The organism is Lysobacter sp. CA196 (genome assembly GCF_052078695.1).
Classification (GTDB): domain Bacteria; phylum Pseudomonadota; class Gammaproteobacteria; order Xanthomonadales; family Xanthomonadaceae; genus Lysobacter.
This window is the reverse complement of the sequence record NZ_JBQJIN010000010.1, coordinates 46774-61785: the sequence shown is the minus strand read 5'-3', so window position 1 is coordinate 61785 and position 15012 is coordinate 46774. Positions and strand designations below refer to the sequence as shown.

General features: G+C 65.6%; 12 protein-coding genes. All 12 read left to right on the top strand.

Translation table 11 applies throughout. The annotated features are described in order from the left end of the window. Window positions 1-42 precede the first annotated feature (42 nt). The 12 genes from ACTOWK_RS11325 (at window position 43) to asnB (ending at window position 14940) form a co-directional block, all read left to right on the top strand. Entirely contained in the window at window positions 43-1230 is a 1188-nt protein-coding gene (locus ACTOWK_RS11325; protein WP_441330273.1) for a histidine kinase, read from the top strand. Further along, a complete protein-coding gene (locus ACTOWK_RS11320; RefSeq protein ID WP_031372940.1) occupies window positions 1227-1829 on the top strand; it encodes a response regulator transcription factor in 603 nt (200 codons plus the stop codon). Before ACTOWK_RS11325 ends, ACTOWK_RS11320 begins: the two co-directional genes overlap by 4 nt. 392 nt (window positions 1830-2221) lie before the next feature. Continuing rightward, window positions 2222-3280, top strand: a complete 1059-nt coding sequence (queA, locus tag ACTOWK_RS11315; RefSeq protein ID WP_441330272.1) for a tRNA preQ1(34) S-adenosylmethionine ribosyltransferase-isomerase QueA — start codon at window positions 2222-2224, stop codon at window positions 3278-3280. Between the two features lie 248 nt (window positions 3281-3528). Beyond that, a complete protein-coding gene (tgt, locus tag ACTOWK_RS11310) occupies window positions 3529-4635 on the top strand; it encodes a tRNA guanosine(34) transglycosylase Tgt (RefSeq protein WP_441330271.1) in 1107 nt (368 codons plus the stop codon). Between the two features lie 295 nt (window positions 4636-4930). After that, window positions 4931-5281 (top strand): preprotein translocase subunit YajC, encoded by a 351-nt coding sequence (yajC, locus tag ACTOWK_RS11305; protein ID WP_031372943.1) that lies wholly within the window; start codon window positions 4931-4933, stop codon window positions 5279-5281. A 63-nt stretch (window positions 5282-5344) separates the two neighbouring features. Then, a complete protein-coding gene (secD, locus tag ACTOWK_RS11300) occupies window positions 5345-7207 on the top strand; it encodes a protein translocase subunit SecD (RefSeq protein ID WP_441330270.1) in 1863 nt (620 codons plus the stop codon). A 15-nt stretch (window positions 7208-7222) separates the two neighbouring features. Beyond that, the gene (gene secF / locus ACTOWK_RS11295) at window positions 7223-8188 is read left to right on the top strand and encodes a protein translocase subunit SecF (RefSeq protein ID WP_441330269.1); all 966 of its coding nucleotides are present in this window, start codon (window positions 7223-7225) and stop codon (window positions 8186-8188) included. Between the two features lie 161 nt (window positions 8189-8349). Then, a complete protein-coding gene (locus tag ACTOWK_RS11290; RefSeq protein WP_441330268.1) occupies window positions 8350-9207 on the top strand; it encodes a class I SAM-dependent methyltransferase in 858 nt (285 codons plus the stop codon). A gap of 585 nt (window positions 9208-9792) precedes the next feature. Then, window positions 9793-10482 carry a winged helix-turn-helix domain-containing protein gene (locus ACTOWK_RS11285; protein WP_441330337.1) on the top strand — a complete coding sequence of 230 codons (690 nt, stop codon included), beginning with the start codon at window positions 9793-9795 and terminating at the stop codon, window positions 10480-10482. Between the two features lie 128 nt (window positions 10483-10610). Continuing rightward, window positions 10611-11888: an ATP-binding protein gene (locus tag ACTOWK_RS11280; RefSeq protein ID WP_441330267.1), complete on the top strand. Its 1278-nt coding sequence runs from the start codon at window positions 10611-10613 to the stop codon at window positions 11886-11888. 265 nt (window positions 11889-12153) lie between these two features. Continuing rightward, window positions 12154-12771, top strand: coding sequence for a porin family protein (locus tag ACTOWK_RS11275; protein WP_441330266.1), 618 nt, complete (start codon window positions 12154-12156; stop codon window positions 12769-12771). Window positions 12772-12936: 165 nt separating this feature from the next. Continuing rightward, window positions 12937-14940: an asparagine synthase (glutamine-hydrolyzing) gene (gene asnB, locus ACTOWK_RS11270; protein WP_441330265.1), complete on the top strand. Its 2004-nt coding sequence runs from the start codon at window positions 12937-12939 to the stop codon at window positions 14938-14940. Window positions 14941-15012: the final 72 nt, after the last annotated feature.

The following is a 15012-nucleotide window of genomic DNA, read 5'->3' as shown; positions in this document are numbered from 1 at the left end:
CGCATCGCCACCGAGGTCTTGCCGACCTGAAGGAGCTCGACCATGCGCTTGCCGCCGCCCACGATGGATGCCCAAGACAACCTGCTCGGTTGGCACCTGGCTTCGTTGCTGTACCTGAGTTTCGTGTTCATCCCGCTGTTCTTCTGGCCGCGGGTGCCGTGGTGGGTGGTGACCGCGGCGGTGACCTCGGTGCTGCTGTTCCTGCCGCTGTACTGGGCGTTCTACCGCAGCGGTTCCAAGCTGCGCCTGTGGTTGCTGCTCGCGGTGGCCTGCATCGGCTACGCGGTGATTCCGTTCGGCGGCGGGGGCGCCACCTACCTGATCTTCGCCTCCGGCATGATCGCCAGCCTGCTGCCGCTGTGGCGCGGCGTCGCCCTGGCCGCGCTGCTGTTCGCGCTGCTCGGCGTGGAGTTCATGCTGCTGGTGCCGAGGGAAGCGATGCCGCTGTCGACCTTCCTGATCAATCTGCTGGTCGGCGCGATCGTGTTCGCCGGCGTGGTCGCCGCGCGCAACCGCGAGCGCCGCCATGCCGAACTGCGCCTGACCCAGGACGAAGTGAAGCGCCTGGCCAGCCTGGCCGAACGCGAACGCATCGGCCGCGACCTGCACGATCTGCTCGGCCATACCTTGTCGGTGGTGGTGCTGAAATCGCAGCTCGCCGCGCGCTTGCTCGAACACGACACCGCCGCCGCGCACGCCCAGATCAACGAAGTCGAACGGGTCGCGCGCGAAGCCCTGACCCAGGTCCGCGAAGCCGTCGCCGGCATCCGCGCCAACGGCTTGCAGGCCGAACTCGCGGCCGCGCGGCTGGCCCTGCTGAGCGGCGAGATCAGCCTCGACCACAAGCTGGCGACCATCGACATTCCGCTCAACATCGAAGCCGCGCTGGCCCTGGCCTTGCGCGAGTCGGTGACCAACGTGATGCGGCATGCGCGCGCGCGCCGGGTCGATGTCGAACTCACCCAGGACCCGCGTGGCGGCATCGTGCTGCGGATCGCCGACGACGGTCGCGGTGGCGTGTCCAACGAAGGCCATGGCCTGACCGGCATGCGCGAACGCTTGCGTGCGGTCGGCGGCACCGTCGAAATCGAAAGCCCGAACGGCGCCGGCACGCGCCTGAGCCTGCTGGTGCCACGCGAGGCGCTGGTCGTCGCCCGCCGCCTGGCCGCGCCGGCCGCAAATTCCGCGCCGGCGCCGACGCCGGCCCTGCTTGAACGAGGTATCGCATGATCCGTCTGTTGCTCGCCGAAGATCAGGCCCTGGTGCGCGGCGCGCTGGCGGCGCTGTTGAACCTGGAACCCGACATCGAGGTCGTCGCCGAAGCCGGCGACGGCGCGGCGGCGTGGGAAGCGGTCAAGCGCGTCCAGCCCGACCTGATCATGACCGACATCGAAATGCCGGGCATGACCGGCATCGACCTGGCGATGCGCGTGCGCGATTCCGGCATGTCGACCCGGGTCGTCATCGTCACCACCTTCGGCCGCGCCGGCTACCTGCGCCGGGCGATGGACGCCGGCGTGCGCGGCTACCTGCTCAAGGACGCCCCGGCCGGGCAACTCGCCGAAGCCCTGCGCCAGGTGCACCGCGGCGGCCGCGCGATCGACCCGCAGCTCGCGGTCGCCGCCTGGAGCGACGAAGACCCGCTGACCGAGCGCGAGCGCCAGGTCCTGCGCCTGGCCGGCGAAGGCCTGTCGACCGCCGAGATCGGCGAACGCCTGCACCTGAGCCAGGGCACCGTGCGCAATTACCTGTCCGAGGCGATCGGCAAGCTCGACAGCAGCAATCGCATCGAAGCCTATCGCCGCGCCCGCCAGAACGGCTGGTTGTAGGGCGCCAGGCAGCGCGGCGACTCCGGAGCGCCTGCGCGCCCCTTGGCAGCTCGATAGCACGTGCCCGAAGCTTGGCCCGTTCCATCCCGGGTTCGCGCCGCCCGAACGCCGGAACGCCCGGGCACTGAGCTGCCCGGATACCCGAAACCTCCCCGAAGCCCGGGCTGTTCCCCCCCCCTTTGAAAAAGGGGGGCAGGGGGGATTTGCCCCAGGTTGCCAGACCCTCCAAAACCGGCCTTTTGCCGATCCCGCCCCATACCCGGGATAATGGCCCCTCTCCGAAACCTTGTCCGGCCTACGTCGTCGCCCGGTTTCGTCCCGTCCGTCAGCCCCACCGGTTTTCGCCGGCTTCGGTGGCTACGGCGCTTCGCGCTTAATTACTTCGGTTCCCTTTGAAGAAGAACGACTTCCACTACGAACTCCCGCCCGAGCTGATCGCCCAGGCGCCCTTGGCCGAGCGTTCGGCCAGCCGCCTGCTGGTGGTACCGCCGGCGCCGGCGCCGCGCGAGGACCGCGTGTTTCGCGAGCTGCCGCAGTTGTTGCAGCCCGGCGACCTGCTGGTGTTCAACGACACCCGGGTGATCCCGGCGCGTCTGTTCGGCCAGAAGAGCACCGGCGGCCGGGTCGAGATCCTGATCGAGCGCCTGCTCGGCGGCATGGAGGCGCGCGCGCAGATCGGCGTCAGCAAATCGCCGAAGGCCGGCGCACGCATCGCCCTCGATGCCGGCGGCGAAGCCGAGGTGCTGGATCGCGAGGGCGAGTTCTATCGCCTGCGCTTCCACGTGCCCGAGTCGCTCGAACAATGGCTGCTGCACGCCGGCCGCCTGCCGTTGCCGCCGTACATCCAGCGCGAGCCCGGCAGCGACGACCAGGAGCGCTACCAGACCGTGTTCGCGCGCGAAGTCGGCGCGGTCGCGGCACCGACCGCCGGCCTGCACTTCGACGACGCCCTGCTGGCGCAGTTGCGCGAGCGCGGCATCGAGTTCGGCCACGTCACCCTGCACGTTGGTGCCGGCACCTTCCAGCCGGTGCGCGCCGAAAGCCTCGACCAGCACGTCATGCACAGCGAGTGGCTCAACGTCGGCGCCGGCCTGGTCGAACAGATCCGCCGCACCCGCGCCGCCGGCGGGCGGGTGATCGCGGTCGGCACGACCGTAGTGCGCGCGCTGGAAAGCGCGATCCGCCACCATAGCGGCATCAAGGGCGAAGAAAGCGAGTTGCAGCCGTTCGCCGGCGAGACCCGCTTGTTCATCCTGCCCGGTTACCGCATCCGCTCGGTCGATGCCCTGATCACCAACTTCCATCTGCCGGAAAGCACCTTGCTGATGCTGGTTTCGGCCTTCGTCGGCAAGGACCGGATGTTCGCCGCCTACGAGCACGCGATCCGCGAGCGCTACCGCTTCTTCTCCTACGGGGACGCCATGCTGCTGTGGCCAACCGAAGCGACGTAGCCCCCGCCGCCGCAACCCGAAGCCGAGACCCCACAAGCGTCTTTTCAGCTTCCGCGCACCGCCAGCAAAGCGAAACTTCCCGCTCCAATACCCCAATCAACGCCGCCACACCCCGAAGCCAAGACTCCGCCACCGTCTTTCCAGCTTCCGCGCACCGCCAAGCAAAGCGAAAGCCCTAGCTCGGATGCCCCACACGAATCCCACCCCACGCATCGCCCCATGCGTCCATTAGATAAAGGAATACGCGCATGAGCCGCATGTCCTTCCAACTGCTCGGTCAAGACGGCGCCGCGCGCCGCGGCCGCCTGAGCTTCCCGCGCGGCACGGTGGAAACGCCGGCCTTCATGCCGGTGGGCACCTACGGCTCGGTCAAGGGCATCATGCCCGAGCACGTGCGCGACCTCGGCGCACAGATCATCCTCGGCAATACCTTTCATCTGTATCTGCGGCCCGGCCTGGACGTGATCGGCGATCACGGCGGCCTGCACGGCTTCGCCCGCTGGAACGGCCCGATCCTGACCGACTCCGGCGGCTTCCAGGTGTTCTCGCTCGCGCACCGGCGCAAGATCACCGAGCAGGGCGTGACCTTCGCCTCGCCGGTCGACGGCAGCAAGGTCTTCCTCGGCCCGGAAGAAAGCATGAACATCCAGCGCGTGCTGGATTCGGAGATCGTCATGATCTTCGACGAGTGCACGCCGTATCCGGCGACCGTCGAGGTGGCGCGCAAGTCGATGGAACTGAGCCTGCGCTGGGCCGAGCGCTCCAAGAAAGCCCACGAAGGCAACGATGCGGCCTTGTTCGGCATCGTCCAGGGCGGCGTCCATCACGAGCTGCGCACCCAGTCGGCGGCCGGCCTGAAGGGCCTGAGCTTCGACGGTTATGCGATCGGCGGCCTCGCCGTCGGCGAGCCCGAGGCCGAGCGCAACGAAATGCTCGAACACACCTGCCCGCAGCTGCCCGAGGACCGACCGCGTTATCTGATGGGCGTCGGCCGCCCCGAGGACCTGGTCGAATCGGTCGCACGCGGCGTCGACATGTTCGATTGCGTGATGCCGACCCGCAACGCCCGTAACGGCCACTACTTCACCCCGAGCGGCACCGTGCGCGTGCGCAACGCCAAGTACGAGCGCGACCTGCGCCCGATCGAAGAGGGCTGCGACTGCTACGCCTGCAGCAACGGTTTCAGCCGCGCCTACCTGCGCCATCTGGACCGCTGCAACGAGATGCTCGGGCCGATGCTCGGCACGATGCATAACCTGCGTTACTACCAGCGCCTGATGGCGCAGATGCGCGAGGCGATCGAGCAGGGAACCTTTACCGCCTTCCGGGAGTCTTTCTACGCCGCACGCGCCTAGAGCGGCGGGGCTCGGGCCGCCGCCGCCGCATGGCGGCGGCGACGCCGGTCCTCGCTCCAGACCTGGACCTCTGAACCACTGGACTTCTGGACCCGTGGCCCCGTGGCCCCGTGGCCCCGGAGGCTGGTCGCCCGAGGCGCGTGAACAGGCGGAGATACCGAAGCCGGCGGGCAGCGCCCCGCAGGACTGGAGTCTCACCCGGTAAAGCGTGCGCTGCGGCTCATTTGGGCTTCGGCCTTGACTCCAACCCAGCCGTGGCATAATCCCCGGCTATTTTTCGCTCCAGGACATTCCGATGAATCTGCTCGACCTCCTGATCGCCCCCGCCTACGCCCAGCCCGCTGGCGCGCCCGCTCCCGGCGGCTTTCTCGGCAGCGCCGGCGGCTTCGTCCTGCCGCTGATCCTGATCGGCGTCATGTACTTCCTGATCTTCCGTCCGCAGATGAAGCGCGCGAAGGAACACCGCGGCATGCTCGAAAAGCTGGCCAAGGGCGACGAAGTGCTGACCAACGGCGGCATCGCCGGCACCGTGACCGACATCGGCGAGAACTTCATCACCGTCGAAATCGCTGCCAACGTGCGCATCCGCGTGCAGAAGGGCGCGATCGCCAACGTATTGCCCAAGGGCACCTTGAAGTCGGCCTGAGCCGACGCCACGCCTTTATTTACATAGACGCGGCGGCCGGGGAGGCTGCCGCAGGGGTTCTCGATGCTGACCTTCGCGCGCTGGAAATACTTCGCCATCCTGGTCGTACTGATCTTCAGCGTGATTTATGCGCTGCCGAACGCGTATCCGCAGGATCCGTCAGTACAGATCTCCGCGGCCCGGCCGACCGGCACCCCGGTCGATGCGACCTTGGCCAAGCGCGTCGAAGGCATTCTCGCCAAGGCGCAGATTTCCTCGAAGTCGATCCAGGTCGAGAACCAGGGCAACCTGATGGTGCGCCTGACCGACACCGACCTGCAGACCCGCGCGGCCGACCTGCTGCGTCCGCAGCTCGGCAGCGAGTATGTGGTGGCCCTGAGCCTGGCCCCGACCGTGCCGGACTGGCTGCAGGCCTTCGGCGCCAAGCCGATGCCGCGCGGCCTCGACTTGCAGGGCGGTGTCCACTTCACCATGCAGGTGGACCAGGACGCGGCGCTCAACAAGCGCCTTGAGGCCTATGTCGAAGACGTGCGCTCGACCCTGCGCGACAGCAGCGTGTCCTATACCTCGGTGGTGCGTCGCGGCAACGAGGCCATCGTCGCCACGCTCGCCTCCGGCGCGAATGCCGACAAGGCGCAGAAGCAGTTGCGCACCGCCTTCCCGACCCTGACCCAGAGCCTCGACGGCCAGACCCTGACCCTCGAGATTCCGCAGTCGGAACTGCAGCGCATCTCGCTCGACGCGATCGAGCAGAACCTGACCACTCTGCGCAACCGCATCAACGCCTTCGGCGTCGCCGAGCCGGTGATCCAGCGCCAGGGCACCGACCGCATCGTGATCCAGCTGCCGGGCCTGCAGGACACCGCCGAAGCCAAGCGCCGCATCGGCGCCACCGCGACCCTCGAATTCCGCGCCGTGGTCGGCGACGAAGCCAGCGCCGCGGCCGCCGTGCGCGACCGCAACGTGCCGCCGGACGCACGCGTCTATTACAACGAAGCCAAGCAGCCGTTGCTGCTGTCCAAGCGCCTGCTGGTCTCGGGCGACCAGCTGGTCAACGCGATTCCGAGCAACGACCAGCAGGGCCAGCCGAGCGTCAGCATCACGCTCAACGCCATCGGCGGCCAGCGCATGCTCAACCACACCCTGGAAAACGTCGGCAAGCGCCTGGGCATCGTCTACGTCGAACAGATCCCGATCACCCAGATCGTCGACGGCAAGGAAGTGCGCACCACCCGTTCGGAAGAGCGCGTGATCAGCTCCTCGACCATCCAGGGCGTGTTCGGCAAGGACTTCCAGACCACCGGCCTGAGCCGCGACGAGGCCAACAGCCTGGCCCGCGACCTCAAGTCCGGCGCCCTGGCCGCGCCGATGACCTTCGTCGAAGAGCGCGTGGTCGGCCCGAGCCTCGGCGCCGAGAACGTCAAGCGCGGCACCACCGCGGTGATGTTCTCCTTCATCTTCGCGCTGAGCTTCTTCCTGATCTATTACCGCATGTTCGGCTTGATCACCTGTCTGGCGCTGCTGCTCAACCTGCTGATGGTGGTCGCGGTGATGTCGCTGCCCATCGTCGGCGCGACCATGAGCCTGCCGGGCTTCGCCGGCCTGGCGCTGTCGGTCGGCATGTCGGTCGACGCCAACGTGCTGATCAACGAACGAATCCGCGAAGAGCTGCGAGCGGGCATGCCGCCGCAAACGGCGATCGCCACCGGTTACGACAAGGCTTCGGGCACGATCTTCGACTCCAACATGACCGCCTTGCTGGCGGGCCTGGCGTTGTTGATGTTCGGCACCGGCCCGCTCAAGGGCTTCGCGATCACCATGATCGTCGGCATCCTGACCTCGGTGTTCACCGCCGTGACCGTGTCGCGCGGCATCGCCACGCTGATCTACGGCAAGCGCCGCAAGCTCAAGTCCATTGCGATCTGACGGGAGAACCCAGACATGAAGATTTTCCCGCTGACCCTGCTGCCCAACGACGCCAACATCAACTTCATGAAGTTGCGTTGGGTGTCGATCACCGTCGCCGCACTGATCATGTTCGTCGCCATCGGCGCCATGTTCACCCGCAACTTCAACTTCGCCCTGGACTTCACCGGCGGCAACCTGGTCGAGGTGCACCTGGACAAGGCGATACCGCTGGACCAGGTGCGCGAGAAGCTGGCCGTCGACGGTTACGACAGCGCCCAGGTCCAGACCTACGGCTCGGGCACCGAGTTGTTGATCCGCCTGCAGCCGCGCGAAGGCGACGCCTCCGCATCGGCCACCGCGCACGCCGCCGCCGCGGTGATGAAGGCGGTGTCGGGCGAAGGCAACAACGCCAAGATCCTGCGCAACGAATTCGTCGGCCCGCAGGTCGGCAAGGAGCTGGCCCTCAACGGCCTGTACGCGCTGATCTTCGTGATCGTCGGCTTCCTGATCTACATCGCGTTCCGCTTCGAATGGAAGTTCGCGGTCGCCGCGATCATCACCACCCTGCACGACGTGATCGTGGTCGCCGGCTGGTTCGCCATCAGCGGCCACGAGTTCGACCTGACCGTGCTGGCCGGCATCCTGTCGGTGATGGGCTACTCGATCAACGACACCATCGTGGTGTTCGACCGCGTCCGCGAGAACTTCCGCTCGATGCGCGCCGATCCGGAGACGATCCTCAACAAGTCGATCAACCAGACCCTGTCGCGTACCGTCATCACCTCGTTCGTCGCCTTCCTGACCGTGGTGGCCCTGTACATCTACGGCGGCGGCTCGCTGCGCGGCATGGCCGAATCGCAGATGCTCGGCATCATCATCGGCACCCTGTCGTCGATCTTCGTCGCCTGCCCGCTGTTGACCCTGGGCATCCTCAAGGTCAGCAAGCAGGACTTGCTGCCGAAGGCCAAGGACGAGGCGGCGCTGGCTCGCCGTCCGTAACGGTCCGTGGCACTAGCAAGGGAAAGGGCCGCGCATTGCGCGGCCTTTTTCTTTGCCCGACGCATGCCGATGCGGGGCTCGTGCGCTCAACTGAGGCGTTGAGACTGGCTGCGGTGCAGGCGTAGCCTGTAGCGAACGGCAACCGAACACCGGAGCGAACCTTGACCGCCACCAACCAACAACAGATCAACGACTGGAACGGCCCGGTCGGCGCGCGCTGGCTGACTTACAACGAGTGGCTGGACGAGCGCACCGCAGCCTATGGGCAGGCGGCGTTCGCGGCGGCGGCGCCTAAAGCCGGCGAGGCGGTGCTCGACATCGGCTGCGGGGCGGGAGCGACCTCGTTCGAGCTGGCGCGTGCGGTCGGGTCGGGCGGGCGAGTGGTCGGGGTCGACGTGTCCGAGCCCTTGGTCGGGCGGGCGCAGGAGCGCGCGCAGGCCTTGGGGCTGCCGGTGGAGTTCCGGCTCGCCGATGCCAGCCGGCGGTTGTTCGCGCCGCACAGTTTCGACCTGTTGTATTCGCGTTTCGGGGTGATGTTCTTCGACGATCCGGTCGCGGCCTTCGCGGAACTGCGCAAGGCGCTCAAGCCGGGCGGGCGCCTGGCGTTCGCGTGTTGGCAAGCGCCGGCGGAGAACGATTGGTATGTGCTGCCCTTGAATGCGATCCGCGGCATCGTCGAGCAGGATGCAGTCGACGCCAACGCGCCGGGGCCGTTCGCGTTCAGCGATCCGCAGCGGGTGGTGCGGGTGCTCGGCGAGGCCGGTTTCGAAGCGGTGGAGCTGCAGCCGTTCCAGGCGCCGTTCTATTACGGCCGCGGCGACAGTCGCGAAGCGATGACCGAGGACGCGTTGTCGCAGGTGTTCCGGGTCGGGCCGATCGCGCGCTTGCTGGCGGCGCAGACCGATGAAGTGCGCGAGCTGGCGACGGTGGCGATCCGCGAGGCCTTGGCGGAGATCGCGACCGATCAGGGCATCGCGGTCGGCGGTGCGACCTGGGTGGTGACGGCGCGGACGCCTTGAAGCGGCGTCCGCGCCGATAGGAACGGGGCCTACGCCTGGTCGATCCTGCTTTCATACGGATACGCATCGACACGGCCGCGTTCTGAATGAGTCTGCCTGCAACGAGAACGCCGCGATCTTTCGCGGCGTTCTCGTTATTGCGATAGGCCTCTGTCGAACGTGGATGCATCACCGCTGTGTCGAGCTGCCATTGCGGCGCTGAGCCTGTAGGGACTATCCGGCGGGGGGCGGCCAATAACGTCGTTGGTTTGACCGAGACCGCGCAGCCAAGCCGAGTTGCAGGAACCGAACTCTACCTCGGCGATCATCGAAGGCCCCGCCGAAACGGGACTTCCCGGTGCCTGTCGGTGTAGCGCCGATGAGATGCCAGAGCCTGGCGAGGCATTCACGAAGCTTAATGAAGGCAGCGTATTGTCCGACTTTCAGCTGAAGAGTGAGTCAGGCGTTGGCTTGAAAGTCGCTTGGACGGTCAATAATTGACCGAATTCACATTCCGTCATGGCCGGAGTCCGACTGATAGCGCTAATCCCAGCCAAGCCCGCGATATCGACCGTGCATCCGTTTATTTTCCTCCAGGCCCTTGCTATGACCGACATCTTGCTCATCGAAGACGATGAACGCCTGGGCACGCTGATCGCCAACTATCTACGCAAACATGGGTACTTGGTAGTCGTGGAGACCGATGGCGCGCAGGCGGTCGGCACGATTCTCGAACACGCGCCGACGGTGGTGTTGCTGGATCTGTCGCTGCCGGGGCAAGACGGTTTCGAAATTTGCCGCGCGGTGCGTTCGCGTTACGGCGGTGTCATTTGCATGCTGACCGCGCGTATCGACGACATCGACCAGGTGCTGGGGCTAGAGCTCGGAGCTGACGACTACATCGGTAAGCCGATCGAGCCGCGTGTGCTGCTGGCGCGGTTGCGCGCGCATATGCGCCGTGACAGCGCTGCGCGCCAGACCGGCAGCATTCTGCGTTTCGGCCAATTGTGTATCGAGCGCGATACGCGCGAAGTGACCTTGTACGAGCGCCGCATCGAGCTGACCACTGCAGAATTCGACTTGCTAGCGCTGTTGGCCGACCGCGCCGGCCAGATCCTCAGCCGCGACGACCTGCTGCGCAACTTGCGTGGCATCAACTTCGACGGTCTGGACCGTTCGATCGATGGGCGTATCTCGCGTCTGCGACGTAAGCTGGGAGATCTGGCCGAAGAGCCCGAACGGATCAAGACCGTGCGCGGCAGGGGCTATCTGTTCAACCGGGCCGCCTGGGAATGAACGCAGGCGACCCGAGCGGCTATACGCCGAGTGACGGCGGATCCCCCCCGAGGAAGCGGCGCTGCAGGTGGCCACCCTGGTCGCAGACACTCGCCGGTCAGTCGCGCCCTGGCCACTTCGGTTTGTTCGTGCGCTATTACCTGGTAGTGATGCTGTTCTACGTCGTGATTGTGTTCGCTATCGCTTCGGTGTGGATGTTCGTCACCTCCGAGAACAGCCGCGGCTATTCCGAAGCGCAGATGCGCGGTACTCATTACCTGGTCGAACAGCGTTATCTGGGGGCGCCGCACCGAGACTGGCCGGCGCTGACTCAGGAACTGCGCAGCCACTTCGCTTATCCACTAAAGCTGGTGGAGGTCGAGACGCTGCGCAGCGTGCTCACCGCCGAGGAGCAGCAACGTCTGCTGCGCGGCGAGCTAGTCATGGAAAGCGAGAACGAGACGCATACCTTCCAGCGTCTGCCCGGTACGATGTTGGCAGTCGCGCTGGGCGATTTCGACGACGTTAGCGTACGCGGCGTACCTTGGAGCGACCTGTTTTTCATCGACTCGATTGTGACGATCGCCATATTCTTTATCGCCGTCGCGTTGCCGCTGTATTTTCTGGTCTATCGGTTCTGGCGCGATCTGCGCAAACTGCGAGACATTGCCGACGCACTCAGTGCAGGGGAACTCGGCGCGCGCGCGCCGGAAGTGGCCACGCGCCTGGTCAATCCGCTCGGTCACGCGCTCAACCAGATGGCGGGACAGGTACAGCAGTTGATGGAAAGCCAACGCATTCTGGCGCAGGCGGTGGCGCACGAGATTCGGACGCCGCTGGCGCGCATGCGCTTTGGCTTGGAGATGCTAGACACGACGGCGAAGGTTAGCGAGCGTGGGCATGTGCGAGAGGGGCTTGAAAGCGACATTCAGCGCCTGGAACATCTGGCTGAACAAAGTGTGACTTACGCACGGATCGGCCGTGTGGTGAGCGTCGAGCGCAGGCCGATCAAAGTCGCGTCGCTGTTCGCCGATCTGGCCGACCTGTTCGAATCCGAGCCGCCGATGCGGCTAAGTTTCAACTGCCACGCGGTCGCGATGATCAACGCAAACCGCGAAGCCTTGGAGCTGGCGTTGTGTAACTTGATCGCCAACGGCCTGCGCCATGCGCATGTGCGCGTGGCGGTGAGCATCGCCGAAGAAGCTGGCCAGCACGTGCTGCTTGTGGAAGACGACGGCGAGGGGGTGCCCGAGGCCGAGCGCGGGCGGGTGTTCCAGCCCTTTACACAGTTGCACAAACACGCCGAAGGTTTCGGCCTGGGGCTGGCGCTGGTACGGGTGGTCGCTCAGAAGCACGGTGGCTATGCCGCCGTCGCCGATTCGCCATTGGGCGGAGCCTGTTTCCGTATCGGACTGCCAATACGCTGAAGCGGCCGTCGCCGCGCGATCGTCATCCTGTTTTATGTGCTGCAGTTACAGGCAGGTTCGCGCCGCGCGCGCTAATGCGCGGGCTGGCAGACTTGGGGCAAAGGGTCTGGAGCCGGCGCTTTCGGCACGAGCATGCATTTTGCGACGGTTACAATCGGTTACCGGATCTCTCTCATCCGTTACGCATGCGCTGAGAAAGCTCTACTGAAGTCTGGTTTCGCCTGCAGCAATATGGCTTCGTTGCCCCTCACAACGGAGTTCTCCCATGTCTCGTTTTTTGTTTACGCTCGGCGCCGCCGCGCTTGCATTGTCCCTGTCCACCGGCGCCTATGCGCAGAATGGCGGCGACCGTGAAGGCGCCTACATTTTTGGCGGCGTCGGCGCGGCCAACACTCAGTGGGAAGCCAAGCGTTCGGGCGTGCCTGCCGGACAGAAACGCGACGAGCACAAGTCCAATACCAGCTACGTGCTGGGCGGCGGCTATCGCTTCAACCGCCATTTCGCCTTGGAAGGCTCCTACCATGATCTACTTGGCGACGTCAGTCGTCGCGGTATCGGCAGTTTCGATGCTCGGTCGTTGCAGATTAGCGCGCTCGGAATCCTGCCGATAGGCGAGCGCTTCGAGCTCTTCGGTAAGGCTTCGCTGGGTCGTTCGCGCAACCAGTTCGCTCCGGTCGACCGGATATCCGGCGCAGGCAAGATCAGTGAAGACGTCAACATCCTTGCGCTAGGCGTCGGCGCGAACTATCACTTCAACGACCGCTTCTCACTGCGTTTGGATGTCGATGGCCTCACCAAGGCCGGCAATGGCCTGCGCCGCAAGGCCGGCGCCGACGAGATCAAGACCAGCGAGGCCACCCTGAGTCTGGCGTACCGCTTCTGAGTCTGTCCGGCACGCTGCGTGGCTACACCTGCCGCAGGGTGTCGGACCTGCCCGCGTCCGCGCTCGAAGTCATTCCAATCATCCGCCGCGGCTTTTGTGCGTCGCGCGCCGTAGGAGCCACGCGATGAGTCCGAACCCGACCCGAAAGCAACAGCGCGGTCGCTCATGAGCGGGCTGGCCGGTTTGTGGAGAGTACGCGAGGGCTGGAGCGAGGAGCGTCTGCACGGCTGCGTCAGCGCGATGGTGCAGGCCTTGCGGCACCGCGGCAGCCATGGCGATGCGGTTTGGAGCGATGTCGCGGCCGGGCTAGCAGTCGGGCACGGCCATCGTTTCGCGAACGCGCCGAAGCAGCCGATGCTATCGGCATGCGGACGCTACCTGCTCAGTCTAGACGGAACGCTGTATGGCTGCGAGTCGTTGCGTCGCGAACTTGCGGCGTTGGGCGCGGTAGCCAACGATGCCTGCGATGCGGCGTTGATGCTCGCTGCGATCTCCTGCTGGGGCTTGCGGCGCGCGCTCAGCCGCTGCAACGGCGCGTTCGCCCTGAGTTTATGGGACCGCAGCGAGTCTCTCCTGTGGCTGGCGCGCGACCGGGTAGGAAAGCGGCCGCTGTACTATGGTTGGAGCGGAGGCGATTTCGTCTATGCTTCCGAACTCAAGGCGTTGTATCGGTATTCCGGCTTCGACGCAGCGATCGATCGCGACGCCTTGAGCATGTTGCTGCGCTACGATTACATCCCCGCGCCGCATTCGATTTATCGCGGAATCTTCAAGCTAGCGTCGGGTTCGTTGCTGTGCATGAATCCCGTCGCGGTGCGTGCCGGCCACGCTGCTCACGATCCGGTCCGCGATACCCAGAAACATTGGTGCGCCCGCCAGCACCTGATCGAAGCGGTGAGGCTGCGCAGTGACATCGTCGCGGATGAGGCGGTCGATCAGCTGGAAATCCTCTTGCAGCAGGCGGTAAGTTCGCGGATGCAAGCGAAATCGCCGGTCGCGGCGTTCCTTTCCGGCGGCACCGATTCGTCGCTGGTGGCGGCAATCATGCAAGCGCAGACGTCCATGCCGGTGGACACTTATGCGATCGGCTTCGACGATGAACGCCACGATGAGAGCGATTGGGCTCGCGCGGTGGCGCGTACCCTGGGAACCCGCCATACCGAGCATCGCGTCACAGGTCGCGAAGTGCTGGGCATGATCGATCGTCTGCCGGAGGTCTGGTGCGAACCGTTCGCCGACTCCTCGCAGGTGCCGACCCTGATCGCCAGCGGGATCGTTGCCGAGCGCGCGTCGGTGGCCATGACCGGCGACGGCGGTGACGAATTGTTCTTCGGTCATCCGGCCTATCGTCGTGCGCTGCGCAATGCGCGCTGGAATGCGCGGTTGCCGGAAACGCTGCGATGGCTCGCCCGCCGTAGCGGCAGAGCCAGCGCGGAGCGCGCGCGTTTGGGCGGATTTCGCGCGTTATGCGCCGAGCTGAGTGCGAATGACGTAGAAGACAGCTATTTGCTGCGCGTGTCGCGTTGGCGCGACCCCGGCGCCGTGGTGCTTGGCGCCTGCGAGCCGGGCACGATATTCGGCGACCGGGAGAGCCAGTTGCGGATCGGCGATGATGTGGATCGCATCCAGTTCCTGGATTTCCAAATGGATCTGCCCAATGGCATCCTTACCAAGGTCGACCGGGCGGGCATGGCTTGTGGTCTGGAAACGCGTTCGCCGTTGCTCGATTCGGCAGTGGTCGAGTTCGCTTGGTCGTTGCCGTTTTCCCTCAAGTATCGTCGCGGCGAACAGAAATACATCCTCAAGAAGATGCTGGAACGTTACTTGCCCACGGCATTGGTCTATCGGACCAAGAAGGGGTTCGGTGCGCCGATCGCGATTTGGCTGCGCGGCCCTTTACGCGATTGGGCGGAGGCTTTGCTCGACGAATCGCGGCTACGCCGCGAAGGGTACTTCGATGTTCCTGCCGTCCGCGGGTTGTGGAGCGAGTTCTTGGCGGGTCAGCGCAAGTGGCACACGCATTTGTGGAGCGTATTGATGTTCCAGGCCTGGCTGGAGCGGCGACAAGCTGTGGCGGTTACCGGGGCATCCTGTGAGCCGCATCCTGCCTGCGTTGAAATCGGAGCCGGTGGAGGCGGCGACGCTTATGCGATCACTGCTACGAGCTGATCGGCGGAGTGGGGAGTCGCTCGCAGTCAAGCGACTCCCGAAGGCTCGATGCGGTCGTCGATTTCGATCGCG

Coding starts and splice junctions, on each gene's coding strand:
- ACTOWK_RS11325 (WP_441330273.1), top strand. CDS start 43: ATGCGCTTGCCGCCGCCCACGATGGATGCCCAAGACAACCTGCTCGGT.
- ACTOWK_RS11320 (WP_031372940.1), top strand. CDS start 1,227: ATGATCCGTCTGTTGCTCGCCGAAGATCAGGCCCTGGTGCGCGGCGCG.
- tgt (WP_441330271.1), top strand. CDS start 3,529: ATGAGCCGCATGTCCTTCCAACTGCTCGGTCAAGACGGCGCCGCGCGC.
- yajC (WP_031372943.1), top strand. CDS start 4,931: ATGAATCTGCTCGACCTCCTGATCGCCCCCGCCTACGCCCAGCCCGCT.
- secD (WP_441330270.1), top strand. CDS start 5,345: ATGCTGACCTTCGCGCGCTGGAAATACTTCGCCATCCTGGTCGTACTG.
- secF (WP_441330269.1), top strand. CDS start 7,223: ATGAAGATTTTCCCGCTGACCCTGCTGCCCAACGACGCCAACATCAAC.
- ACTOWK_RS11285 (WP_441330337.1), top strand. CDS start 9,793: ATGACCGACATCTTGCTCATCGAAGACGATGAACGCCTGGGCACGCTG.
- ACTOWK_RS11275 (WP_441330266.1), top strand. CDS start 12,154: ATGTCTCGTTTTTTGTTTACGCTCGGCGCCGCCGCGCTTGCATTGTCC.
- asnB (WP_441330265.1), top strand. CDS start 12,937: ATGAGCGGGCTGGCCGGTTTGTGGAGAGTACGCGAGGGCTGGAGCGAG.